Annotated in this window: 21 protein-coding genes; 14 read left to right on the top strand and 7 right to left on the bottom strand. The window is 61.4% G+C overall.

Annotation, left to right across the window (positions count from 1 at the left end):
• Positions 1-13 precede the first annotated feature (13 nt).
• Genes M1E02_RS16715 through M1E02_RS16705 form a run of 3 tightly spaced genes read left to right on the top strand, consistent with a single transcriptional unit; the run spans position 14 to position 2,860 of the window.
• A complete protein-coding gene (locus M1E02_RS16715; protein WP_479375330.1) occupies positions 14-925 on the top strand; it encodes a sugar phosphate isomerase/epimerase family protein in 912 nt (303 codons plus the stop codon).
• Positions 926-951: 26 nt separating this feature from the next.
• Positions 952-1,965, top strand: coding sequence for a Gfo/Idh/MocA family protein (locus tag M1E02_RS16710; protein ID WP_479375329.1), 1,014 nt, complete (start codon positions 952-954; stop codon positions 1,963-1,965).
• Positions 1,966-1,984: 19 nt separating this feature from the next.
• Positions 1,985-2,860, top strand: a complete 876-nt coding sequence (locus M1E02_RS16705) for a sugar phosphate isomerase/epimerase family protein (protein WP_479375328.1) — start codon at positions 1,985-1,987, stop codon at positions 2,858-2,860.
• Positions 2,861-2,896: 36 nt separating this feature from the next.
• On the opposite strand, the gene iolB is transcribed toward M1E02_RS16705, so the two are convergent.
• Positions 2,897-3,784, bottom strand: a complete 888-nt coding sequence (iolB, locus tag M1E02_RS16700; RefSeq protein ID WP_479375327.1) for a 5-deoxy-glucuronate isomerase — start codon at positions 3,782-3,784, stop codon at positions 2,897-2,899.
• Positions 3,785-3,816: 32 nt separating this feature from the next.
• Entirely contained in the window at positions 3,817-4,557 is a 741-nt protein-coding gene (locus M1E02_RS16695) for a GntR family transcriptional regulator (RefSeq protein WP_479375326.1), read from the bottom strand.
• 274 nt (positions 4,558-4,831) lie between these two features.
• Here M1E02_RS16695 and M1E02_RS16690 point away from each other — a divergent pair, with 274 nt between their 5' ends.
• Genes M1E02_RS16690 through M1E02_RS16670 form a run of 5 tightly spaced genes read left to right on the top strand, consistent with a single transcriptional unit; the run spans position 4,832 to position 10,113 of the window.
• Positions 4,832-5,827, top strand: coding sequence for a substrate-binding domain-containing protein (locus tag M1E02_RS16690; protein ID WP_479375325.1), 996 nt, complete (start codon positions 4,832-4,834; stop codon positions 5,825-5,827).
• A 56-nt stretch (positions 5,828-5,883) separates the two neighbouring features.
• Positions 5,884-6,927, top strand: coding sequence for an ABC transporter permease (locus M1E02_RS16685; RefSeq protein ID WP_479375324.1), 1,044 nt, complete (start codon positions 5,884-5,886; stop codon positions 6,925-6,927).
• Positions 6,928-6,940: 13 nt separating this feature from the next.
• Positions 6,941-7,837, top strand: a complete 897-nt coding sequence (locus M1E02_RS16680) for an ATP-binding cassette domain-containing protein (RefSeq protein ID WP_461163675.1) — start codon at positions 6,941-6,943, stop codon at positions 7,835-7,837.
• A 50-nt stretch (positions 7,838-7,887) separates the two neighbouring features.
• On the top strand, positions 7,888-8,949 hold the full coding sequence (locus M1E02_RS16675; protein WP_479375323.1) for a Gfo/Idh/MocA family oxidoreductase: 1,062 nt from the start codon (positions 7,888-7,890) through the stop codon (positions 8,947-8,949).
• Between the two features lie 33 nt (positions 8,950-8,982).
• Positions 8,983-10,113, top strand: coding sequence for an LOG family protein (locus M1E02_RS16670; RefSeq protein WP_479375322.1), 1,131 nt, complete (start codon positions 8,983-8,985; stop codon positions 10,111-10,113).
• A 43-nt stretch (positions 10,114-10,156) separates the two neighbouring features.
• Here the strand turns inward: M1E02_RS16670 and M1E02_RS16665 are convergent, their stop codons facing one another.
• From M1E02_RS16665 to M1E02_RS16655, 3 genes are all read right to left on the bottom strand, one after another.
• Positions 10,157-10,987: a zinc metalloprotease gene (locus M1E02_RS16665; RefSeq protein WP_479375321.1), complete on the bottom strand. Its 831-nt coding sequence runs from the start codon at positions 10,985-10,987 to the stop codon at positions 10,157-10,159.
• Between the two features lie 129 nt (positions 10,988-11,116).
• Positions 11,117-12,025: a matrixin family metalloprotease gene (locus tag M1E02_RS16660; RefSeq protein WP_479375320.1), complete on the bottom strand. Its 909-nt coding sequence runs from the start codon at positions 12,023-12,025 to the stop codon at positions 11,117-11,119.
• A 42-nt stretch (positions 12,026-12,067) separates the two neighbouring features.
• Entirely contained in the window at positions 12,068-13,204 is a 1,137-nt protein-coding gene (locus tag M1E02_RS16655; RefSeq protein WP_479375319.1) for a VIT1/CCC1 transporter family protein, read from the bottom strand.
• Positions 13,205-13,442: 238 nt separating this feature from the next.
• Between M1E02_RS16655 and M1E02_RS16650 the strand changes: the two genes are divergently transcribed.
• The 4 genes from M1E02_RS16650 to M1E02_RS16635 all read left to right on the top strand — a co-directional run bounded on the left by M1E02_RS16650 (position 13,443) and on the right by M1E02_RS16635 (position 17,318).
• The gene (locus M1E02_RS16650; RefSeq protein WP_479375318.1) at positions 13,443-13,637 is read left to right on the top strand and encodes a hypothetical protein; all 195 of its coding nucleotides are present in this window, start codon (positions 13,443-13,445) and stop codon (positions 13,635-13,637) included.
• A 214-nt stretch (positions 13,638-13,851) separates the two neighbouring features.
• Complete coding sequence (locus M1E02_RS16645; RefSeq protein WP_479375317.1) at positions 13,852-14,427, top strand: helix-turn-helix domain-containing protein; 576 nt, start codon at positions 13,852-13,854, stop codon at positions 14,425-14,427.
• Between the two features lie 138 nt (positions 14,428-14,565).
• The gene (speB, locus tag M1E02_RS16640) at positions 14,566-15,642 is read left to right on the top strand and encodes an agmatinase (RefSeq protein ID WP_479375316.1); all 1,077 of its coding nucleotides are present in this window, start codon (positions 14,566-14,568) and stop codon (positions 15,640-15,642) included.
• Positions 15,639-17,318, top strand: coding sequence for a thiamine pyrophosphate-binding protein (locus tag M1E02_RS16635; protein WP_479375315.1), 1,680 nt, complete (start codon positions 15,639-15,641; stop codon positions 17,316-17,318). The genes speB and M1E02_RS16635 overlap by 4 nt, the downstream gene beginning before the upstream one ends.
• 25 nt (positions 17,319-17,343) lie before the next feature.
• Here M1E02_RS16635 and M1E02_RS16630 read toward each other — a convergent pair whose 3' ends face one another.
• On the bottom strand, positions 17,344-17,958 hold the full coding sequence (locus tag M1E02_RS16630; RefSeq protein ID WP_479378196.1) for a class F sortase: 615 nt from the start codon (positions 17,956-17,958) through the stop codon (positions 17,344-17,346).
• A gap of 194 nt (positions 17,959-18,152) precedes the next feature.
• The gene (locus M1E02_RS16625) at positions 18,153-19,052 is read right to left on the bottom strand and encodes a hypothetical protein (RefSeq protein ID WP_479375314.1); all 900 of its coding nucleotides are present in this window, start codon (positions 19,050-19,052) and stop codon (positions 18,153-18,155) included.
• A gap of 375 nt (positions 19,053-19,427) precedes the next feature.
• Between M1E02_RS16625 and M1E02_RS16620 the strand changes: the two genes are divergently transcribed.
• Positions 19,428-21,161, top strand: coding sequence for an ABC transporter ATP-binding protein (locus tag M1E02_RS16620; RefSeq protein ID WP_479375313.1), 1,734 nt, complete (start codon positions 19,428-19,430; stop codon positions 21,159-21,161).
• On the top strand, positions 21,158-23,233 hold the full coding sequence (locus M1E02_RS16615) for an ABC transporter ATP-binding protein (protein ID WP_479375312.1): 2,076 nt from the start codon (positions 21,158-21,160) through the stop codon (positions 23,231-23,233). Before M1E02_RS16620 ends, M1E02_RS16615 begins: the two co-directional genes overlap by 4 nt.

The raw sequence follows: 23,233 nt of genomic DNA, 5'->3' as shown, positions 1-23,233 counted from the left end.
AAAAGGAACAGCAATGACTGAGAACAAGCTGATTATCGGGACGGCCCCGGACTCCTGGGGTGTCTGGTTTGCAGACGACCCCAAGCAGACTCCATGGGAACGTTTCCTGGATGAAGTGGCGGAATCCGGTTACAAGTGGATTGAGCTGGGCCCGTACGGGTACCTGCCCACAGACCCGGCACGGCTGGCCGAGGAACTAAAACAGCGGGATCTGAAAGTCACCGCAGGAACAGTGTTCACCGCCTTCCACCGGGGGCTGGACCAGTGGGAAACTGCTTGGGAACCAGCCCGCAAGGTTGCCGAACTCACTGCGGCCATGGGCGGTGAGCATATAGTGGTGATCCCCGCGATGTGGCGCGATGACGTTACTGGGGAAGCGGTGGAAAGCGGAGAGCTGACCGATAAGAGCTGGAGCGATCTCTTCGAAGGCCACAACCGGCTGGGCAAAACTCTCCTGGAGGACTTCGGCCTGAAGCAGCAGTTCCACTCGCACGCCGATTCCCATGTCGGAGCGCAGGAGGACATCGAGACCCTCCTGGCGTCCACCGACAGCCAGTACCTCAACCTGTGCCTGGACACCGGCCACGCTGAATACTGCGGCGCTTCCAGCCTGGACCTCATCAAAAATTACCCGGACCGCATTGGGTACCTCCACCTGAAGCAGATCAACCCGGACATCCTGAAAAAGGTGAACGAGGAGAACATGACCTGGGCGGCCGCCAACCTGGCCGGTGTTATGACGGAGCCGCCCGGTGGGCTGCCCGATCTCCGCGCGGTCATTGACGCTGTGGAGGCATTGAACCGGCCGATCTTTGGCATCGTGGAACAGGATATGTATCCCGTGGCTTTTGACGTGCCCATGCCAATCGCCAAGCGCACGCGTAACTACCTGCTCTCCTGCGGCTCACGCACCGCAGTCAACTAGCAACTTTCACTCAAAGGAACGAACAAATGACTGAAACCCTTCGCGTTGCTGTCATCGGCGCCGGCCGCATGGGCGCTGACCATATCCAGCGACTCAACAGCCGCATCAACGGCGCTGAAGTCGCCGCCGTCGTCGACGTTGACCTGGCACGCGCCCAGTCGACAGTGGCGGACATTCCGGGAGCCGTGGCTCTGACAGATGCCGAGGAGGCCCTGAACAATGGCGACGTCAACGCCGTCCTGATCGCAACCCCGGGCTTCCTGCATGAGGACATTCTGCTCAAAGCGCTGCCCAAGGGTTTCCCCATTCTGTGTGAAAAGCCCTTAACTCCGGACGCCGGGTCAGCGTGGCGGATAGTGGAGGCAGAGGAGGAGCTGGGACAGAAGCTCATCCAGGTCGGATTCATGCGTCGCTACGACGCCGAATATGCTGCCTTGGGCAGCGTGATCCGCAACCGCGATCTGGGCGAACTGCTGATGCTGCACCACCAGCACCGGAACCCGGACACTCCGCCGGGATTTACAAACGAGATGCTCATCAACGACTCTGTGGTCCACGAGTTCGACGCCGTCCGCTTCTTTACGGGCGAGGAAATCACCAGTGTGCAGGTCCGGCTCGGCAAGGCCAGTAGGAACGCTCCGGCAGGCCAGCACGATCCGCAGCACGTTCTGATCGAAACTGAGTCCGGCGTCCTCGCCGATGTGGAAATCTTCGTCAACGCGCGCTTCGGCTATGAAGTTGCGACGCAAGCCACCTTCGAGGAGGGCATTGTCAGCATCGGCGGCGACCGCGGCCTGTACACGCGCACCGCCGGACGCTGGGGCGGCCAGGTGACCGCCGGCTTCGAGGAGCGTTTCGTGGCGGCATACGACGTCGAAATCCAGTCCTGGGTGGATGCGGCGCGCCGCGGTGAACTCGGCGGCCCTTCCGCCTGGGACGGGTATGCCACCGCCGCCTGCTGCGAAGCCGGTGTGGAAGCCCAGAAAAACGGCGAGAAGGTAGCGGTCAAGCTGAACGCCAAACCCGCACTCTACAACTAGACCGCGACGGAGTGCCCGCATGAAAATAGCTCTTGATCCCACGCCCTTCCATCACAGCCACACCCTGCTGGAATTTCCCAGGCTGGTGGCCGATCTCGGCTATCAGTACATGCAGCTGACACCGCATGCCGATTTCATCCCGTTCTTCAACCATCCCAAGGCTGACGACGAGCTGGTGGGCCAACTGAAGAAGGCCAGCAAGGACGCCGGTATTGAAATCGCCTCGGTCCTGCCGGTGCTGCGCTGGTCCGGTCCGGACGAGGATGCCCGTGAGGCAGCCGTCCGATACTGGAAACGCGCCATCCAGATCACGGTGGACCTCGGCGTGGGGACCATCAACACCGAGTTCAGCGGACGCCCGGAGAAGGCTGAAGAGTCCGAGCGTGCCTTCTACCGTTCCATGGAGGAGCTCCTGCCCATCATTGAACGCGAAGGGATCGACCTGCTCATCGACCCGCATCCGGACGATTTTGTGGAAGAAGGGCTGGCCGCGATCCGGGTGATCCGGGGGCTCAACTCCAAGAACGTGGGGCTGGTGTACGTCGCTTCGCACAGCTTCCACATGAAGGACGCTGCGCTGGAGATCATGAGGGCGGCGGGGGACAAGCTGCGCCTGGTGCATGTTGCGGACACCATGGACCACCACGCCTCGCATGGGCTGCGCTACATCACCAATCCGCCGGGCAATCCTGTCCGGGTGCACCAGCACCTCAAAATCGGCGACGGCGACGTCAACTGGGACGAGTTCTTTGGCGGCCTGAAGGAGATCGGCTTCCTGGACAGGGACAACACCGTCATGGTTTCCAGCGTCTTTGCTGAAGACGATGCCGCCGAGGAGGTTTCCCGCTACCAGCTGGAAACCATCAAGCAGTACGCGCAAAAGGTCAGCGCATAAAGCAAAGAACCTGATCCGTCACTGGTCCCATAACACCTAGCCTCCGAAGGGCAGCCGTGAATCCACGTCCTGGCCCTCCCAGGCCTGCCTGATCCAGCCGTGATGGGGGTCATCGCTGATGAGCCAGTCGCGGACCCGTCCCGGACCTGCCATGACGTTGAGGTAGTACAGGTCATAGCCGGGTGCAGCCATGGCGGGTCCATGCCAGCCATACGGGACCAGGACCACGTCGCCGGTACGGACCTCTGCCGTGACGTTGATGGGGCGTTCGTCTGAGGCGTAGACCCGCTGGTAACCGATGGCATCGGCATCGCTGGAACCGCCGGCAGCCACCTGCGTCTCGAAGTAGTAGATCTCCTCGAGGCAGGTTTCGCCCTCTTTCTCCTCATCGTGCTTGTGGGGAGGGTAGGAGGACCAGTTACCTGCGGGAGTGATGACCTCGCAGACGATGAAGCGGTCGGCCTCCAGGGCCGCCGGCGTGCCGAAATTATGGACCTGGCGCGAGCAGTTGCCGGCTCCGCGGAGTTCCACCGGGATTTCAGCGGCAGCGATAAGCCTCGTGGGGTACTCCACCTTGGCGGGGGCGGTCGCAATCGCCACCCTCCCGCCGTCGGCCGTTGAAATGGTGACGGCCTTGCCGGCGCCTGAATACAGCACATCGCTGGGTCCGCTGAAGACGTTGGCCCGGCCCATCAACTCATGCTTACGGCCATCCACGGAAACGGCGAAGGCTCCGCTGAGGGGGATGACGATCCGTTCCTCAGCTGCTGGGGGAAGCTCGACGGCGGAGCCCGCGGCCAATGTGGCTACCTTCAGCCCCGTATGTTCCCATCCTTCAACAGCGAGGGATGAGTCCGAGGTTCCGAGCGAGACGTCCCACTCACCTTCAGCAGCGGTTCCCAGTGGGTACACCCATTCGGCCATAAGTAAACTCTCCGGTTCGTGTCGGTCCTCGCTCAGCGCTGGACGAGTGTCATTTCAAAACTGTAGGAATCCGCCCGGTAAACGTGATGACCCGTCTCCACATTGCGTCCGGTGTCATCCACGGCGGTGCGCTCCATGCTCACGAGCGCCGAGCCAACCTGCGTTTCGAGCAAGGGAGCCTGGTAGTCGTTGGCCACCAATGCCCCGATGCGCTGCGTTGCCAAGCGGAAATTGACGCCGGCGTTTCGAAGGATGGCGTACAGACCCTGTTCCCTTAGAAGGTCCTCGCTGATGGTGGTGATATCGTCACGCACCCAGTTCTCCATCAGGGCAAGCGGTTTTCCGCCTACCTTCCTGAGCCTTGTGAAGTGGTAGACCTTGGCGCCGGCCGGTAAGTGCAGCGCTTCCCTCGTGGGAGCATCGGCCTCGTCATGGGCGAACATCAGGACATCCGTTGTGGGCTTGCTGCCGTTGTTCTTCAGGTCGTCGTAAAGGCTGGAGAGTTCAAGGGGCCGGCGGACCTGGCTGGAAACCACCTGCGTCCCCACTCCACGTTTACGGACCAGCAGCCCCGAGCGGACCAGTTCATCCATGGCCTTGCGCATGGTGGGCCGGGAAAGGTTGAGCTGGGCGGCGAGGTCAATTTCGTTTTCAAGTCGGCTGCCGGGCTCCAACAGCCCGGAATGGATTGCTGACTCAATGCCCTGAACCACCTGATGGTAAAGCGGCACTGGGGATGAGCGGTCGATACTGAGATTTAGCTGCTTCGCCATGAGCGCTCCCTTTTGCTGCGGCCATCTGCGTCCAGGGCCGCTCCTGTCAGGTTGCATGTTCGCTTGATAGGACATACTGCCTTTTTTGAATAATAGCAGGCGGCCACCGCGCCGGTAGTAATAACTGCCAGGGAAAGCGCTTAACTTCGTATAAACATCCTAATGTCAGGACAAACTATTGACTTTGTTCCTGCCACTCACCAAGATCATCTACAGACGGCAAGCGGGCTGAAGCGACGGAGCTGACGACGGGAGCCGAATAAAGGAGATCAACGTGAAGAGATTTTCGTGGCGGAAGGTTGTCCTGGCGGCGGCCGTTGTTCCATTACTGGCCGTAAGTGCTTGCTCGAGCACGGGAGGCAAGCCCTCCGATTCAGGGAATGCAGGCGCAGCCGGTCAGGTGGCTTCCACGGACAGGATCAAGATTGCCTTGATCACGCACGCCGCGCCGGGCGATACGTTCTGGGACATCGTCCGCAAGGGTGCTGAGGAAGCAGCCGCAAAGGACAATGTGGAACTCCTCTACACCTCGGATCCCGAAGGTGGCCGGCAGGCTCAATTGATTGAGCAGGCCGTGGACCAGAAGGTTGACGGTATTGCCGTGACCTTGGCTAAGCCGGACGCACTCAAGGACGCCCTGAAGAAGGCCGCAGACGCAGGGATTCCCATTGTGAGCCTCAACGCCGGTGAATCCGTCTCTGCCCAGCTGGGTGCTTTTACCCACTTCGGCTCGAACGAAAAGCTGGCGGGTGAAGCCGTTGGAACCAAGCTGAATTCCCTAGGCCTCAAGCATCCGGTTTGTGTGATCCAGGAGCAGGGCCACGTAGGACTTGAGGCCCGTTGTGGCGGCGTCAAGGCCAAGGTACCCGGTACTGAAATCCTGTATGTGACGGGAACGGACATGACCCAGGTTTCCTCCACTGTCACTGCCAAGCTCCAGGCCACAGCCGATGTGGACGTCGTCATCGGGCTGGGAGCTCCCTACACGCTGACCATCCTGAAGGCCATTTCCTCGGCGGGCAGCAAGGCCAAGGTTGCCTCATTCGACCTGAACGCGGAGCTTGCCAAGAAGATCGCGGATGGCGAGATCGAATTCACTGTGGATCAGCAGCCGTGGCTCCAAGGGTATGGCGCCATCGACTCCCTCTGGCAGAACAAGCGCGGCGGATTCAAGATCGGCGGCGGACAGCCTGTGCTGACCGGACCGGCCATTATCGATAAGGCTGCAGCCACTGACGCCCTCAAGTTCACCGAAGCAGGCATCCGCTAGATCAGCTTTCCAGCCTGGCCCGGGAGCTCCCGGGCCAGGCACTAAGGAGAACCATCATGACTCAGACTTTGATCCGACCACCTGCCGTCGATGAACGCGTGGCCGTCCGCAATCCTCTCCAGAACCTGCTGGGGCGTCCCGAAGTAGGGGCGCTGGTTGGCGCCGTCGTACTGTTTGTCTTTTTTGCACTCGTATCCCAGACGTTCCTCCAGCCGAACGCGATTGCAACCGTCCTTTACGGCAGCTCGACCATTGGCATCATGGCCGTTGGGGTATCCCTGCTGATGATCGGTGGGGAGTTTGATCTCTCCACCGGTGTGGCAGTCATCAGCTCGGCCCTCACGGCGTCAATGTTCAGCTGGTACTTCTCCACTAACGTCTGGGTGGGCGTCATCCTGGCGCTGGTGGTTTCCGTAGCCATTGGTTTCGTCAACGGCTGGATCCTGATGAAGACCAAACTCCCCAGCTTCATCGTCACGCTGGCAACCTTTCTCATGCTGACCGGTCTGAACCTGGGCCTGACCCGGCTCATCGGCGGCTCGGTCTCGTCACCGTCGATCTCCAACATGGACGGTTTCAAGTCTGCCCAAGCCATCTTCGCCTCCTCCGTCACGATCGGCAGCGTAGACGTGAAGATCACGGTGTTTATCTGGATCGCCCTTGTGGCCGTGGCCTCATGGGTGCTGCTCCGCACCAAGGTGGGCAACTGGATCTTCGCCGTTGGCGGCGATTCGAACGCAGCCCGCGCTGTGGGTGTTCCTGTCAAGGCCACCAAAATCGGACTCTTCATGGCAGTTGGCTTCTGCGGCTGGATCCTCGGAATGCACAATCTGTTCGCCTTCGACTCGGTGCAGTCCGGTGAGGGCGTGGGCAATGAGTTCCTCTACATCATCGCTGCGGTGATCGGCGGCTGTCTCCTGACCGGCGGCTATGGGTCGGCGGTAGGCGGCGCCATCGGTGCCTTCATCTTCGGGATGGCCAACAAGGGCATTGTTTACGCGCAGTGGAACCCGGACTGGTTCAAGTTCTTCCTGGGGCTCATGCTGCTGCTCGCCACTATCGTCAACCTGATCGTCAAGCGTCGCGCGGAACTTAAGTAGAGGGGTTTTCACTATGAACGCCAAACAGATAGACCAGCAGCAACTGCTCAAGGACGAGAAGGACCCGCTGACCCACACACCGGTGCATTTGCTGTCCCTGGAGAATGTCGGGAAGCATTACGGCAACATCGTGGCCCTCCGTGATGTCACCATGGCTGTTGATAACGGCCGCGTCACCTGTGTGCTCGGGGACAACGGCGCAGGCAAGTCCACTTTGATCAAGATCATCGCGGGCCTCCATCAGCACGATGAAGGCGTCCTCCACATCATGGGTGAGGAACGGAAATTCGATTCTCCCCGGGATGCACTGGACGCCGGCATCGCCACTGTCTACCAGGACCTCGCCGTGGTTCCGCTGATGCCTATCTGGCGCAACTTCTTCCTCGGCTCGGAGCTGACCAGCGGCTTCGGCCCGTTCAAGAGCCTGGACGTCCAGAAGATGAAGGACATCACCAAGAAGGAACTCGCGGAGATGGGCATCGACCTCCGCGACGTGGAGCAGCCCATCGGCCAGCTCTCCGGCGGCGAACGTCAATGCGTTGCGATCGCCCGGGCGGTGTACTTCGGCGCGAAGGTCCTGATCCTGGACGAGCCCACCGCCGCTCTCGGCGTCAAGCAGTCAGGCGTGGTGCTCCGCTACATCCTGCAGGCACGGGACCGGGGCCTGGGCGTCATCTTCATCACCCACAACCCCCACCACGCCTTCCCCGTCGGTGACCGGTTCCTGCTGCTCAAACGCGGCAAGTCAATCGGCTACTACGACAAGAAGGACATCACCCTCGATGAGCTGACGGCCCAAATGGCAGGCGGTGCCGAACTTGCCGAGCTTGCGCACGAACTGGAACAGCTCGGCGGCCACAGCGATGTGGTCAAGGAAGTTCAGGCCGAAGTTGCAGGAACAACGCGCTAGCTCAGCCGCAACACCAGACCTCACCCTTGAGATTAAACCGCAGGAGCAGGATGAACAGCATTACTCTAGGACTCGTCGGGGTGGGGCGCATTGGCGTGCTGCACGCCAATAACATCGCCTCCCTCAATGAGGGATCCGACGGTCCTTTTGCCGATCCTGTTGATGGCGTTGAGGTGCTCCTGAAGGTCACGGATGTCGCTGCCGACCATGCCCGGTCGGTGGCGGCCCGACTGGGCGCCGGCTTTGTACCCACCGTCCAGGAACTCCTGGATTCAGGCATTGACGGCCTGGTCATTGCCACCGGTACTGCCACGCATCCCGGCCTCATCCGCGCAGGCGTGGAGGCTGGAATACCCGTGTTTTGCGAGAAGCCGGTGGCCATGAACGTTGGGGACTCGCTGCCCGTACTTGAACTCATCCGGCAGAACAGGGGAGTTGTCCAGATCGGCCACCAGCGCAGGTTCGATGCGGGTTATGTCGAAGCGAAACGTGCCTTCGCCGCCGGGGAATTGGGCTGGATCCATTCCCTTCGTGCCGTCACGTGCGACATGGCTCCGCCACCCGTGGAGTTCCTGGCCACCTCCGGCGGACTTTTCAGGGACTGCTCGGTCCATGACTTCGATATTCTCCGCTGGCTGACGGGGAGGGAAATTGTTGAGGTGTATGCCAAAGGATCGAACAACGGGGACCCCGCCATCGGGGCGGTGGGGGATGTGGACACAGCCCTCGCCCTGGTGACGTTCGACGACGGCACGGTAGGAACGGTGTCCGCCTCGCGCTACAACGGGGCTGGCCACGACGTCCGCCTCGAGATTCAGGGTTCCGCAGGATCAGTCATGGTGGGGCTGGATGACCAGGCAGCGATGGCATCCGCGGAACCCGGGATAACGTTCCCGGCCGGCACTCCGCACAAGACCTTCGCGGACAGGTTTCATCAGGCCTACCGCTCGGAGCTGGCGGCCTTTGTGGAGGTCATCCTGGGTAAGCGTGAGAACCCGTGCACTCCTGAGGACGCCGTTGCTGCTTCACGGGTAGCCGACGCTGCCCAGGCCTCACTTGAATCGGGGATGCCGGTCACAGTGGCGGTGGAAGTGGACCGCTGGAGGGTCTGAACACCGCGACCTCCTGCAGGCTAGGCTGGCTCCATGGACGCCCACGGCAGCTTGAATCCGAGCCCCCGAACGCTGGACGTTGACAGCCTTGAACGCTTCGACGGACTGGTTGCCGGCGCCCGCTCGATGCACGGCTGGCATGCCCAATCTTTGGATCTTCGCGGCAGGGCGGAGCCATTGCTGACGCTGAATGTTGAGGGGAGCATCTTCCTCGGCTGCACTTTCGACGACGGTGTGGAGGCGTCGTTGCGAAGCCGCGGGGCCCTGATTTTTCCGCGGCTGGATGGTATTCCGTTCAACCCCTACCGCAGCCGTCTCTACAGTGCCCAGGAGCTCTACGAGGGAATTGCCGATGCGCCCTACGAGGCCTCACCGGACGCCAAGGTGTATCAATGGAGCATTCAGCCAAGGCGCCGCCGGATCGACGCGACGCTCGCGGCCGCCCTTCATGACCACTCAATCGGCGAGGCCCTTGAAGCGTTCAGGCGTTCCGGGACGGGCTCGGGCCAGGTCGCTGTCGGAGTCATGGGAGGACACGCTGCCCAGCGTGGGACCCCGGAGTTTGCTGCTGCAGGAACCCTTGGGCGCCTGCTCGCACGCAGCGGTCACATCGTGGCTACCGGCGGCGGACCGGGCGCCATGGAGGCGGCAAATATGGGGGCATATCTGAGCCAAATTCCGGAAGCTGCCTTCCACAATGAGCTCGAAAGCATGGCCGAAGTTCCCGGATACCGCCCTTCAGTGTCCGCATGGGCGCGGGCGGCGGCCGCCGTCGTCGAACGCCATCCGGACGGGACGCCGTCTTTGGGTATTCCCACCTGGTTCTACGGCCACGAGCCGCCCAACTACTTCGCGAGCCACATTGCCAAGTACTTCGCGAACGCCATCCGGGAGGCTATCCTCCTCGAATTGTGCGATGGCGGCATCGTGTTCCTGCCCGGGTCTGCAGGCACAGTCCAGGAGATTTTCCAGGACGCGTGCGAGAACTACTACGGTGTACCCGAGACCATCAAGCCCATGATCCTGGTGGGCCGGGCACATTGGCAGGAGCGGTATCCCGCCTGGCAGTTGCTGGCCGGCCTGGCTGAGGGTCGCGAGATGGCTGCCAAAGTGCATTTGGTGGACACGGTGGAGGAAGCACTTCAGGTCCTGGAAACCAACTGACTGGAAACTGACTGACGCTGGATCGGCGGAGCCAGCCAAGGGCTCACAGCATCCTGGTGCAGGGTGCCTCGGCGAGCCTGGCGAGCCCGTTCAGGTCGCCCGGCCCGAAGTCCCTTAGCGGCGTTCCGTGCTCGAACATCAGTTGGGAAGGGTCCGGAACGTGGCCCAGGCCCAGGACGTGCGCGAGCTCGTGAAGGATGACGGCGATGGCCCGCGCACTCCCGCCGGGGGTCCTGATGATCTTCCGGATTTGTGGCGAGTCCAGCGAGACCTGCCCGCTGACGTAGCCCATATGCCCGGACGAGTGTTTCACTCGCGTGCTTCCGCCTATCCCCACGGTGTCGCCGCTGAGCTGAGAAATTGTTTCAGGATCCGTCCAGGAAATGAGGACAGGGGCCCACATGTTCCCGTAGCGGTTGGGTTGGAAGCTGGCCCGGTCCATGGCGGGCTGTTCATCCACGTTCCCGTCAAAAACAAACCTGAAGCCGGATGCCTCGCTGATCCGCCGCACCGCAGCGTCAATCAAAGCGCCTGAGCCCGGGGGTGCCTCTTCAGCATTCACTACGTAGCGGATGGGCCGACATGGTGAATAGCTCACCGGCATGCCTTCGTTGTAGTGGAGGAAAACGTAGGAGCTGCTGAGTTCTGTCAAAGGGGCAGGGGCGCCCAACGGCTCCGGGGCTTCGCCCAGGCCTGGTGTTGGTGCGTTTCGCTGCCCCATCATCGGGCCCCATCCGGAAGATCCGGAATCCAGGCCGAGCAATGTGAGGGGCCTGAAATCGCCGTAAAGAAACACCCCGACGGAAACGAACATGACCGTTGCGGCAATGAAGGCGGTGATCCGCGTTCCCCAGTGCGCGGCAGGCTCGTGCAAATGTTGGGAGGAGGGGCCTGATGGCCCGGACTGTATGTGAATTTTGATGACCCCCTGCCCTCTGGGCGGCTGACGGAGGTGGCCGGAATTGATGGTTGGAGTCAGCCTAGGCCCAGCGGGACCCTGCGTCTACAGGTCTTTGCGGCACTGTGTCTGGCCCAGTTCCCTGAGGCCGCTGAGGTCTCCAGCTGCCAGCCCGTCCGGAGTGCCGATTTCCGGGTACATCAGCTGGAGTGGGTCATCCACGTGCTCCAGTCCCATTACATGCCCGAGTTCATGGAGAATCACCGCCGTGGCGTACTGGGCACCGTCAGGGCGTTCCAGTTCAAGGTCAATCTGGGCGGCATCCAGTTCCAGGCTGCCGGTGACAAATGTCTTGGGGCCACCACTGAAACTGTAGTGTGTGCTTCCGCCGGTCCCGATGACTTGGCCTTTGAGCTTGGGGGCGGCCTCCGGTGTGGTCCAGGAGATCAGCAAAGGGGCCCAGCGATCTCCATAAGTGGCCGGCTGGTAGGGGTCCCGTTCATCCGAGGGTTCTTCGGCAGTTGAGCCGTCATGAATAAAGGTGATTCCAGTTGCGGTACCTATGGTCCGGATGGCGTCATGAACGAGATGGGTGGCGCCGTCGGGGGCAAGGGTCTCATTCACAACATAATGCAGCGGCCGGCAAGGCGAATAGCCCACCGGACTGCCGTCGTCGTTCACCACCAGGAACTTGTAGGACTGGCTGGTAATCGACTGTAATTCCGGCACACCCAGAGGAGCGTCACTTTCTTCGAGCCCGGGAGGCGGCGCGTCGTCCGGCCGGGCCACCCCCGCAGCTTCGGTCTGCTGCACTGGTGCCGTGGCAATGGGCTCAGAATGAGACTCTCCGCGGGAATCCATGCCCAGCAGTCCCGTCACCCGGGGGTCGTCGTAAACCAGCCCTGCCGCCCCAAACGCCATCACCGCAATGAGCAGCGTGACCAGAAGGTTCCGGATCCAGTGCCCGGCCTTCCGGAGGGGACTCCGGTGTTTAGGTGGCCGGTGAGGTGTCATGTGCCGGAGATTGTCCCGGTTTGTAGGGCTTTCCATTAGCGGCTAGGTTACTGCCGCGCCGAAGGCCATGCCCAGTAAGTACGTGACTGCGGCTGCGCCAAGGCCGATTGCCAACTGACGCAGCCCACGGGTCGCAGGGGAAGTACCCGACAGGAGACCTACAATGCCGCCGGTGGCCAGCAGTGCCAGCCCCACCAGCACGCATGCCACCACTAGTGCTGCCACACCCGTCAAGCCGAACACAAACGGCAAAATGGGCACCACTGCCCCGGAGGCGAAGAAGCAGAAACTGGAGGCGGCTGCGCTCCAGGCCGTCCCCACTGCTTCATGCTGATCGGGAGTGTCGGTGCTCTCAGGATGCAACGACAGGCTCGGATCACAATCGCACGACAACATACCCATGCGTTCCTTGACTCTGTGTTCGGCAGCTTCACGGGACATTCCCCGGGCCAGGTAAACCAGCAGGAGTTCATTGTGTTCGATGTCGAGCGATGGTGCGGCGGCGAGGGTTACCTGGGTGGGGCGGGTGGCGGCGAGGAGTTCCCGCTGGGACCGTACCGAAATAAACTCTCCGGCGCCCATGGAAAGTGCCCCCGCGAGCAATCCGGCAACGCCGCTCAGCAGCACCACCTGGCTCCCAACGCCCGAGGCAGCCATACCCATGACCAGGGAAAGGTTACTGACAAGGCCGTCGTTTGCCCCAAAGACTGCTGCCCTGAAGGTCCCGGCCAGACGGTTTCGTCCACGCGTGGCAAGGCCCCGCACTACTTCTTCGTGGATCTGTTCATCTGCTGCCATGGCTGGAGTGGCGGAGGGATCCTCGGCATACGGTGAGCGGCCCTCTGCGCGCTGGGCGAGGGCAAGGACAAACACGGAACCAAAATGCCGTGCCAGGAATCCCAGGATCTGGCTCCTGAATGATGCCGGCCGGGGTTTGCCTGCGTGGCCGCCGAGCAGTCTGAGCCAGTGTGCTTCGTGGCGGCCTTCGGCTTCCGCCAGGGCCAACAGGATGGAGCGTTCCTCACCGCTGCGGTTTTGGGCGAGGTGACGGTAAACGGCGGCCTCGGCCCGCTCGTCGGCGAGGTACTGCCGCCACCGTTTGAGATCGGCGGGGCTGGGGGTTCCGGCCGCCGAGGGCAGTGGATTGGTAGGGTGATCAGATTTAGCGTGCTGAGACACGGAGGCTCCTGGGCTTGACGAGGCATGGTTCGGCCTCATTGCTTTTCCAGAGTACCCCGCATTTCCGCGGAATTTCGGCCGGTAATCCTTAGCGTGAAGTTTAGGAGTGCCTCAAAATTGCGGCATGGCCGAAGCTGTGCTGGCGGGGGTTTCTCCGGCTATTGACCCCCTGTGCCGTGGGTGTTGTGATGTTTCCAATGTCATACCGATCGATGTACTACTACACGGAGGTTGCATTATGGATTCCGCTGAGCCAGTTCCCAGCCACCAGCCAGTGAGGCGGACTGTCGAGTCCGATCCCGCCTATGACTTTGCAGAAGACGTTCCTGTGGAGGAATGGGACGCGGATGACGACGCATTAGACGAAGAGGAAAGGGTGGTGCCGCTGGACACCGACGACGAATTCCGTGAACCGGACTTCGAGGAAGACTGACAGCCAGCAACGAGGTTAACCACGACGGCGATACGTCCCGAGGTTGGGTCCCAACCCGGGAGGTACCGCCGTCGTGCATTGTGCCTTTGTTCTTGAGAGCCGATGTTTTGAAAGACGCGGCTGAGCGGGTGATGAATTTCTGCGTCACACTCCTTCCTGGCCGTTAGGATGACTCCTGAGATGGGCCGAGCGGCCAGCCGTGAAAGGTTCAGAAATGAAGGCTCTACCAGTTGAACCCAGCAATATTCCGGTTGCCATCGGTTCGAGAATCCGGGCAGCGCGTCAATCACAGCGGCTCACCATCGAGCAGGTCGCGGACGCCACAGGGCTTACCAAGGGCTTCCTGAGCCGGGTCGAGCGGGACCTGACCTCGCCGTCGGTGGCTTCACTGGTGACGCTCTGCCAGGTGCTTTCCATCTCCATCGGGGATCTCTTTGCAGCCCCTGAAACACACCTCACCAAAAAGGACCACGGCCCGAGGATCTCCCTCGGGGGCCAAGGGATCGTGGAGCGGCTGCTCACCGCGCGTTCTGAACGGCGGATCCAGCTCATCCAGGCTGTGATCGAGCCACGCGGGCGTGGAGAATCCGAGCTCTATGCCGTCGACTGCGATGTTGACGTTCTCCACGTCATCAAGGGAGCCATCAAGCTGATCCTGACCAATGAGGAGTACCAGCTCACCTCCGGCGACACCGTGACGTTCCCGGGCCGCGAGCCGCACACCTGGGTCAACCCGACAGATGACCCTGTAGAGGTGCTCTGGATTCTGGTTCCGGCCGCCAGCCGCTAGGCCCGGGAACTCAAGGCGCTCCTGCTCGGCGTGGACTGCATGAAGGTGCTTTGGTAAACGTCCGGTGCACATAAGACAACATCGGAGGTATGATGGCAGTCACAACCAGTGATCCATCCTCGAAGGAGAGGCGTTCCTTTGGAAGAGCTCCGCATTGAAGCAAATGGCAACATCGGACCGATTGATTCAGCCCGGATTCCGCGCTATGCGGGGGCAGCCACCTATGCCCGCCTGCCGCGGCTGGACCAGGTTGCCTCGGCCGATGTGACGGTTGTTGGCGTCCCGTTCGACTCGGGAGTTTCCTACCGGCCGGGAGCGCGGTTCGGAGCCAACCATGTGCGTGAGGCCAGCCGTCTGCTTCGCCCGTACAACCCGGCCTGGGACGTGAGCCCCTTCGAGAACATTCAGGTAGCGGACGCCGGGGACATGGCGGTGAACCCGTTCAATATCAATGAAGCCATCGAAACCATTCAGCAGAATGCCCTCGATCTCACCGCCCGGGGGAGTAAGCTCGTCACTCTCGGCGGAGACCACACCATCGCACTTCCACTCTTGCGGGCAGCAGCCGAACGGGCGGGGGCACCCCTCGCCATGCTCCACTTTGACGCCCACCTGGATACCTGGGACACGTACTTCGGCGCCGAATACACCCACGGGACGCCGTTCCGCAGGGCAGTTGAGGAGGGCATCCTCGATACCGAAGCCATCAGCCACATTGGTACGCGTGGCCCGCTTTACGGCAAGAAAGATCTCGACGACGACCACCGCTTTGGGTTCGGCATCGTCACCTCTGCGGACGTCTACTACCAGGGCGTGCTGGAGACGGTGGCCAAGGTCCGGGATCGCATCGGTGACCGTCCGCTGTATATCTCGGTGGATATTGACGTTTTGGATCCCGCCTTTGCACCAGGCACGGGCACCCCGGAAGCAGGCGGCATCTCAAGCCGTGAACTGCTGGAGATCCTTCGCGGATTCCGTGGAATGAACCTGGTCGGAGCAGACATCGTGGAAGTGGCTCCGGCATACGACCACGCGGAGATCACAGGAGTCGCCGCCAGCCACGTCGCCTACGAGATTGTCACACTGATGGCAGATAACGCCGTCGAAGGGGACCGCTTCGGCGCCTCGAACGGGTACGCGCAGCAGGTCCTTGGCCAGGAACCGCGCCGGTCCGCAGGCTTCGCGCCTTCGTCCACCGGGGGGTATGCGCAGTGACCGGAACGGAGGCACCGGTCCGGAACGGCGGGGATCTGGTCGTCGAGACCCTCGAGGCGCTCGGCGCCAAAACGGTTTTCGGCATTCCGGGCCAGCACGCTCTGGGCCTCTTCGACGCTATGGGCCGCGGAAACCTGCACTTCGTCTCCTCGCGGGTTGAGAACAATTCTGCATTCGCAGCTGACGGCTATTCGCGGGCAACCGGAGAGGTGGGGGTTCTCTTCCTGTCCACCGGCCCCGGTGCCCTCATGTCACTGGCAGGCCTGCAGGAAGCGTATGCAACCGGCGTTCCCATGGTGGTCGTGGCAAGCCAGATCCCTCTCGAGGGGCTCGGGGCACGCCGCAAAGGCATGCTCCATCAGCTTGATGACCAGAAGGCCTCGGCCGCCAATGTCACCAAGAGCCAACGGCTCATCCAGCATGCCTCGGGTATTCCGTCGGCCATTCAGGACGCCTGGACGGAAGCCATCTCCTCTCCGCAAGGGCCTGTCTGGCTGGAGATTCCGCAGAACGTCCTGCTGGACCCCATCATGGTGCCCCCGGTTGAGGACGCGCTGGCTGAGGCCGCGGACAATCCGCCGCGCGTGGAATTGATTCGGGAGGCAGTGAAGTGGCTGGCGACGGCGAAGCGTCCTGCCATCATCGCCGGTGGCGGTACGCGGCGGGGCCGGGCCGAGAAAACCCTGCTGTCCCTGGCCGAAAAGCTGCATGCTCCCGTGATTTGCACTCCCGGTGGAAACGGTGCTTTCCCTTGGGGCCACGAGCTCTCCCTGCAATCCTGGATCGAGGACCGCTACGTCACTGATGTCCTCGAAGACGCCGACGTCCTGATTGTGATCGGCTCATCCCTGGGTGAGGTCACGTCCAACTACTTCACGTTTGAACCGCGCGGACGCATTATTCAGATCGACGCCGAACCCCGGGTCCTCGAATCCAATCGCCCCGGCCTGGGGATCCGTGCCGATGCCGGGCAGGCGCTTTCTGCCTTGGATGAAGCCCTGCAGAGTGCGGGCGTATCCACGGCGCCGGACTGGCATGGTTCAACGCCTGAAGACATGGTGCAGGAGACCCTGGCTAAAGTCCGGGCGCGACTGGGAACCCAGGACCTGGCCAAGGAACTCGCATTCATGGCTGACATCCGCGAGGCTGTGCCGGCGGACATGCAGACATTCTGGGATATGACCATCTCCGCCTACTGGGGCTGGAGCTGCTGGGACGCCAAGGATGGGCAATTCCACTCTGCCCAGGGCGCCGGTGGCCTGGGCTTCGGATTCCCGGCGGCCATCGGTGGTTCCGTGGGCCTGGCAACAACAGGGCGGTCTGGCTCTGCTGCGCGGGTACTGGCGGTCTCCGGCGATGGTTCAGCCATGTATTCCATTTCTGAGCTCGCTACTGCCAAACAGCACAACGTGCCGGTTACGTGGTTGATCGTCGACGACGGCGGTTACGGCATCTTGCGTGAATACATGATCGATGCGTTCGGCAAGGCAACCGCTACGGAGCTTGCCCGGCCTGACTTCGTGAAGCTGGCCGAAGCTTTCGGTGTTCCTGCCACCCGTGTTGAACCGCAGGGAGTGGGGGACGCCCTGAAGGCAGCCTTCGCTGCGGAAGGACCGAACGTCGTCGTGGTTGAGACCCTGCTTAAGATGTTCGCCCCGACGCACCTGGATAGGTGATTCCGCCAGAACCAGTAAGAGACGCTTAGCTGGTGACAGGTGAAGCCACAACCACCACGTTCTTGCCCCAGAAGTCTTCTGTGTAGCAGCTGATCAGGACCAGGCGATTGGGAACAACCTCCCAGATGGGACTGTCCTTGAGCGTGTCCTTAAGATACGTGGTAACCCAATCGACTCTGTAGCGCACGGTGCCCGCTTCAGTCACCGCATCAAACTCCTGCCCTGGAGCCGAAGCGTAACTCAGGCGATTAAAGGGAGCATCCCGGTCCTCCCAACTGTGTCCAATGATGTAGGTCGTGTTGGTTGATCCTGCCCCTGGAATACCAAACGGTGCCAGCCAGTAGCCGTCCACCGTCCGGGGTGGAACGAGGGTACGGGAGACCTTCTCTTCCTGGCTTGGCTCCAAGGGATGGACTGCTACATCTATCCCGGCCAGGGGGTAGGTGATGCGGGTGGGGCGGGCAGCAGCCGGCAGGGAACTAACGGTCTGAACCGGAGCGGGTACCGGAACGGACGTGGCGGTCCGGGAATTCAGCGGATTGCCCTCGGGCTTGATGGAGCTGCCTGTGCCCAGGGAACCACCTGCAGACACGAGGCCTGGCAGGAATGCCAGGGCGAAGAAGCCCAGGACTCCGCACACGAGCAACAAAATTCCTCCGCGGTTGAGGAGCCTTCCCGGACCTCGTTTGGCGGTAGGGGGAGGGGGAGGGTGCTTGCCGTACTGGCCTAAAGTCACTCAGCTTCTCGTTCCTGGGGAGGACTAACGGGCACCGCACCTGGTGGTGCGATGCCCGTCCGCTCCTTCTCTAGTCCGACCCTCTCGGTTAGCCCGACTTACTCGTCTACCGTGTGGTGGGCTGTGGCTGGATCTCGCCGTCGGAGGGCAAGAATTCCAGCAGCTGTGAGCAGGAGTGCGGCGCCTCCGGTCCAGGCGGCCGGGATACCAGTTTCCCCTTCACTGGCAACAGCGGTCTGGGCATTGAATCCGGGGTTCATTGCGGGAACAGAGCCCCTGGCTGCGCCTGCGGCGGCTGGTGGTGCTGCGGCTGGTGGAGCTGCTGCAGCCCCTGCCGGAGGCATAGCTGGCGGCACACCCGGCGGAACTACTGGAGGCACAACTTTCGGCGGCACAACTGGTGGCACACCTGCCGGGCATCCTGCTGCGGGTGCCGGAATGATGTCTTCACCCTCCTGATGGTTGCGGTGCGCTGGAAGTGCACTCTCGTCGATAGTGATGATCACGTACGGGTTTGTGGTGGACCCGGTTGCATGGCAGATGGTCACCTTCTTGCCATCAGGTCCAGGTCCTGGAGGTGGGGTGGTGCCTGTCGGGCATCCCGCTGCCGGGGCCGGAATGATGTCTTCGCCCTCCTGATGGTCGCGGTGGGCCGGAAGTGCGCTCTCGTCGATAGTGATGATCACGTACGGGTTTGTGGTGGACCCGGTTGCATGGCAGATGGTCACCTTCTTGTCATCATGCCCCGGGGGCGGGGTGATAGGTGGCGTTGTGCCTGTTGGGCATCCCGCTGCGGGTGCCGGAATGATGTCTTCGCCCCATTGATGGTTCTCATGCGCACTCAGCCCGCTTGTGTTGATCGTTATCTCTTCGTAGGGGTGAGTTTCAGAACCGGTAGCATGACAGATTGTGATTTGCTCCGAGGTTGCGTTGGCCGGCGCTGTTGCGCCAAGGAAAGAAAGGCCTACGATCCCCATCGTTGCAAGGAATCGTTTCATGATTGATCTCCATCTGAGACCGACTGGTATAACTGACGACTCCGCGCGAGCTGCCGGCTCAACCCCGAGTCAGATGGATTCCGGGCTCAGCCCACCCTCCACTGAATCATCAGTATGCTTACCATTTGAGGCTATGGGGATAAAGATTTAGAAGTCACGAGTAGTGTGTACTCGACTTTTCAGCCATGGACTACTTGGATGCAGCTTCGAGTACTCGCCTTCGCCAAGGAATACTCCATTCGGATGATCTTTCCGGAGAATGTTTCGCAGAGGCAACAGATTTCGTAGAGTGGGAACCCTGATACTGTCAGCCCCCGCTGCTATTACTTCTCTTATCCAATCTGCGCTCTTCTTCTCCTTTAAGGATCCGTGGGCATGCTCCTCACCCTCATACGGCGCTACTCCAAGCCGTATATGCCATACATTATTGCCGTCATCGCCTTTCAGTTGGTTTCGACCATCGCCGCCCTGTACCTCCCCAGCCTCAACGCGCAGATCATTGACGAAGGTGTGGCACGCGGCGATACCGACTACATCTGGCGTACGGGCGCCTGGATGTTGGGCGTCGCGCTGATCCAGGTAGCCACCGCGATAGCAGGCGTGTACTACGGCTCCAAGGCTGCCATGGCGATCGGCCGCGACCTTCGCCGTGGCGTTTTCAGGAAGGTCAGCAGCTTCTCGGCAAAGGACGTCAACGTTTTCGGCGCCCCCACGCTGATCACCCGGGGCACCAATGATGTGCAACAGGTGCAGATGCTGGTGCTGATGGGCCTGAACTTCATGGTGGCCACGCCCATCATGTGCATCGGCGGCATCATCATGGCCCTCCGGGAAGACCTCAACCTCTCCTGGCTCGTGTGGGTTTCAGTTCCGGTGCTGATTTTGGTGGTTGGCTATCTTGTTGTGCGGCTAATGCCCCTTTTCCGCTCCATGCAGACGAAGATCGACCGCATCAATGGAGTCCTCCGCGAGCAGATCATCGGCATCAGGGTGGTCCGGGCCTTCGTCCGGGAACCGCATGAGACAGAACGCTTTGGTGAAGCCAACAAGGACCTCACTGACGTTTCCTTGAAAATCGGTGCCCTCTTCGTCCTGATGTTCCCGGCCATCGGCATGATCCTCCATGTTTCCACTGCCGCCGTCCTCTGGTTCGGCGGACAGCGCGTGGAGGCAGGCGAAATGCAGGTGGGAGCCCTCACCGCCTTCCTGCAGTACCTTCTGCAGATCCTGATTGCCGTGATGATGGGAACCTTCATGGCCATGATGATTCCGCGGGCCTCGGTTTGTGCTGACCGCATCGGTGAGGTGCTCGACGTCGAGCCTTCCATCCACGAGCCCCTCAACCCGGTGGCGCCGGCCCACAAAGCGGGCAGGGTCGAATTCCGTGATGTTTCGTTCGCGTACCCGGGCGCTGAGGAACCTGTACTGAGCAACATCAGCTTCACCGCCGAGCCGGGGAAAACGCTGGCAATAATTGGTTCAACCGGTGCCGGTAAGACCAGCCTGTTGTCCTTGCTGCCCAGGCTTTACGACGTCGGTTCCGGTGAAGTGCTGCTCGACGGCGTCCCTGTCACCAATCTGCACCGCTCCGAAATCACGGACAGGGTGGCCATGGTGCCGCAGCGTCCCTACTTGTTCTCCGGGACCATCGAACACAACCTGCGTTTCGGCAAGACCGAGGCCACGGATGAGGAGCTATGGGATGCCCTCACTGTGGCGCAGGCGGCGGACTTCGTCAGGGACAAGAAGAACGGTCTCGGTGCCCGGATCGCCCAAGGTGGCACCAACGTTTCGGGCGGCCAGCGGCAACGGTTATGCATCGCCCGGGCGCTGGTGACGGAACCGAAGGTCTTCCTCTTTGACGATTCGTTCTCGGCCCTTGACGTCGCAACGGACGCTCGATTGCGGCGGGCCCTGAAAGCAAAAACGGCAGATGCCACAGTAATCATCGTGGGCCAGCGCGTGTCCACCATAGCCGATGCCGATGAAATTCTGGTGCTGGACAGGGGCCGCATAGTTGACCGTGGCACCCATGAAGAACTGCTCGAAAACTCCACCACCTACCAGGAAATTGTTGAGTCCCAGCTGAGCGCGGAGGAAGTGGCATGAGCACCAACGAGAAACTGTCCACCCGCCCCGGCGAGGAAGACCCGGCACAGCCAGAGGATTCCCAAGGAACGGATCTGTTGGAAGACGACGATGACTTCGTCGAAGAAGAGTTTGTACCGGGCGAGGCCGACGGCGGGATGTTTGGCTCCGTGCCGGCCAAGAAGCCTGAACACTTCTGGCCCTCCGCCAAGAGGCTGATGGGCCTGTTGAAGCCCGAGGCCGCGGGTATTTACCTGGTCCTGGCCATGGTGACTGTAGCTGTGGTCCTGAATGTGATCGCACCGAAGATCCTCGGCCAGGCGATGGACGTGATCTTCAGCGGTGTGGTCGGAAAGCAACTGCCTTCAGGCGTTAGCAAAGACCAGTTCGTCGAAGGCTTGCGGAGCCAGGGCCAGGACAACTTCGCGGACATGGTCAGCAGGATGGAACTCGTCCCCGGGGTGGGCATCGATTTCCAGAAACTCGCCTTCCTGATCAGCGTCGTCCTGGTGATGTACTTTGTGGCCAACGTGTTCCTCTGGCTGCAGGGATACGTCCTGAACGTCCTGGTCATGCGGGTGGTCCGGAAGCTCCGGGACGATACTGAGAAGAAGCTGAACAAGCTTCCGCTGAACTATTTCGATACCCGGCAGCGCGGCGACCTTCTTTCAAGGGTGACCAACGACGTCGACAACATCCAGCAGGCACTCCAGCAGGCGTTCGCCCAGCTCGTCAGCTCACTCCTGACCGTTATCGGCATTGTGATCATGATGTTCATTGTGTCGTGGCAGCTTGCCCTGATTGCCCTGGTGGCCTTGCCGCTGTCGGGCGTCGCCGCAGGAATCATCGGCAGCCGCAGCCAGAAGCTCTTCGCTGCACAGTGGAAGAACACCGGCCAGCTCAACGGCCAGATCGAGGAATCTTTCTCCGGTCACGACCTCGTACGGGTCTTCGGACGCGACGCCGACATGATGGACCGCTTTGATGAGCGGAACGAGGCCCTCTACAAGGCAAGCTTCGGCGCGCAGTTCGTCTCCGGGATCATCTTTCCGGTGATGCAGTTCGTCTCCTACCTCAGCTACGTTGGCATTGCGGTTGTTGGCGGGCTCCGGGTGGCTTCAGGCGGGATGAGCCTGGGCGATGCCACCGCTTTCATCCAGTACTCGCGCGAATTCACACAGCCCCTGGGACAGATGGCGGGCATGGCTAACATGCTGCAGTCTGGTGTTGCCTCTGCAGAGCGGGTCTTTGAACTGCTCGACGCCGAGGAACAGGACGCCGAGACAGCCACTGAGCACCTGCCGGCCAAGACTGACGGCCATGTGGAGTTCCGCAACGTCACGTTCGGCTACACGCCGGACAAGCGGCTCATCGAGGACCTTTCCTTCAATGCCGAGCCGGGCCACACGGTAGCAATCGTGGGGCCCACCGGCGCAGGCAAAACAACCCTCGTAAACCTGGTGATGCGCTTCTACGAACTGAACAGCGGCAGTATTTCCCTGGACGGCGTGGACATCACGCATTTGAGCAGGTCCGAACTGAGGTCCAAGGTAGGCATGGTTCTCCAGGACGCCTGGCTGTTCGGCGGCAGCATCTATGACAACATCAAGTACGGAAACCTGGACGCGAGCGATGACCAGGTGATGGAAGCCGCCAAGGCCACTTTCGTTGACCGGTTTGTCAGGGCGCTGCCCGAGGGATACGACACCGTCATCGACGAGGAGGGCAACAACGTCAGTGCCGGTGAGAAGCAGCTGATCACCATCGCAAGGGCCTTTGTCGCCAATCCGTCACTGCTCATCCTGGACGAGGCGACGAGCTCCGTGGACACTCGCACAGAGGTCCTGGTGCAAAAGGCGATGGCGGCCCTCCGGACTGACCGGACAAGCTTCGTTATCGCCCACCGCCTGTCCACTATCCGCGACGCCGATACCATCCTCGTGATGGAAGCCGGCAGGATTGTGGAGCAAGGAAACCACCAGGCGCTGCTGGAGCTGAAGGGCGCCTACTACCGCCTGTACATGTCGCAGTTCGCGGGTGAGGATGCCGAAGAATCGGCCTTCACCGCTGAGTCCGCAGCGGTGCGCAGCTGA

It is taken from the genome of Arthrobacter sp. Z5-13, assembly GCF_056499105.1.
The sequence above is the reverse complement of the archived record's forward strand: the minus strand, read 5'-3'. Positions and strand labels throughout refer to the sequence as shown.

Excerpts from the sequence above, each read along its gene's own strand:
- M1E02_RS16715 (WP_479375330.1), top strand. The coding sequence starts at position 14 with ATGACTGAGAACAAGCTGATTATCGGGACGGCCCCGGACTCCTGGGGT.
- M1E02_RS16710 (WP_479375329.1), top strand. The coding sequence starts at position 952 with ATGACTGAAACCCTTCGCGTTGCTGTCATCGGCGCCGGCCGCATGGGC.
- M1E02_RS16705 (WP_479375328.1), top strand. The coding sequence starts at position 1,985 with ATGAAAATAGCTCTTGATCCCACGCCCTTCCATCACAGCCACACCCTG.
- iolB (WP_479375327.1), bottom strand. The coding sequence starts at position 3,784 with ATGGCCGAATGGGTGTACCCACTGGGAACCGCTGCTGAAGGTGAGTGG.
- M1E02_RS16695 (WP_479375326.1), bottom strand. The coding sequence starts at position 4,557 with ATGGCGAAGCAGCTAAATCTCAGTATCGACCGCTCATCCCCAGTGCCG.
- M1E02_RS16685 (WP_479375324.1), top strand. The coding sequence starts at position 5,884 with ATGACTCAGACTTTGATCCGACCACCTGCCGTCGATGAACGCGTGGCC.
- M1E02_RS16680 (WP_461163675.1), top strand. The coding sequence starts at position 6,941 with ATGAACGCCAAACAGATAGACCAGCAGCAACTGCTCAAGGACGAGAAG.
- M1E02_RS16675 (WP_479375323.1), top strand. The coding sequence starts at position 7,888 with ATGAACAGCATTACTCTAGGACTCGTCGGGGTGGGGCGCATTGGCGTG.
- M1E02_RS16670 (WP_479375322.1), top strand. The coding sequence starts at position 8,983 with ATGGACGCCCACGGCAGCTTGAATCCGAGCCCCCGAACGCTGGACGTT.
- M1E02_RS16660 (WP_479375320.1), bottom strand. The coding sequence starts at position 12,025 with ATGACACCTCACCGGCCACCTAAACACCGGAGTCCCCTCCGGAAGGCC.
- M1E02_RS16650 (WP_479375318.1), top strand. The coding sequence starts at position 13,443 with ATGGATTCCGCTGAGCCAGTTCCCAGCCACCAGCCAGTGAGGCGGACT.
- M1E02_RS16645 (WP_479375317.1), top strand. The coding sequence starts at position 13,852 with ATGAAGGCTCTACCAGTTGAACCCAGCAATATTCCGGTTGCCATCGGT.
- M1E02_RS16625 (WP_479375314.1), bottom strand. The coding sequence starts at position 19,052 with ATGAAACGATTCCTTGCAACGATGGGGATCGTAGGCCTTTCTTTCCTT.
- M1E02_RS16620 (WP_479375313.1), top strand. The coding sequence starts at position 19,428 with ATGCTCCTCACCCTCATACGGCGCTACTCCAAGCCGTATATGCCATAC.
- M1E02_RS16615 (WP_479375312.1), top strand. The coding sequence starts at position 21,158 with ATGAGCACCAACGAGAAACTGTCCACCCGCCCCGGCGAGGAAGACCCG.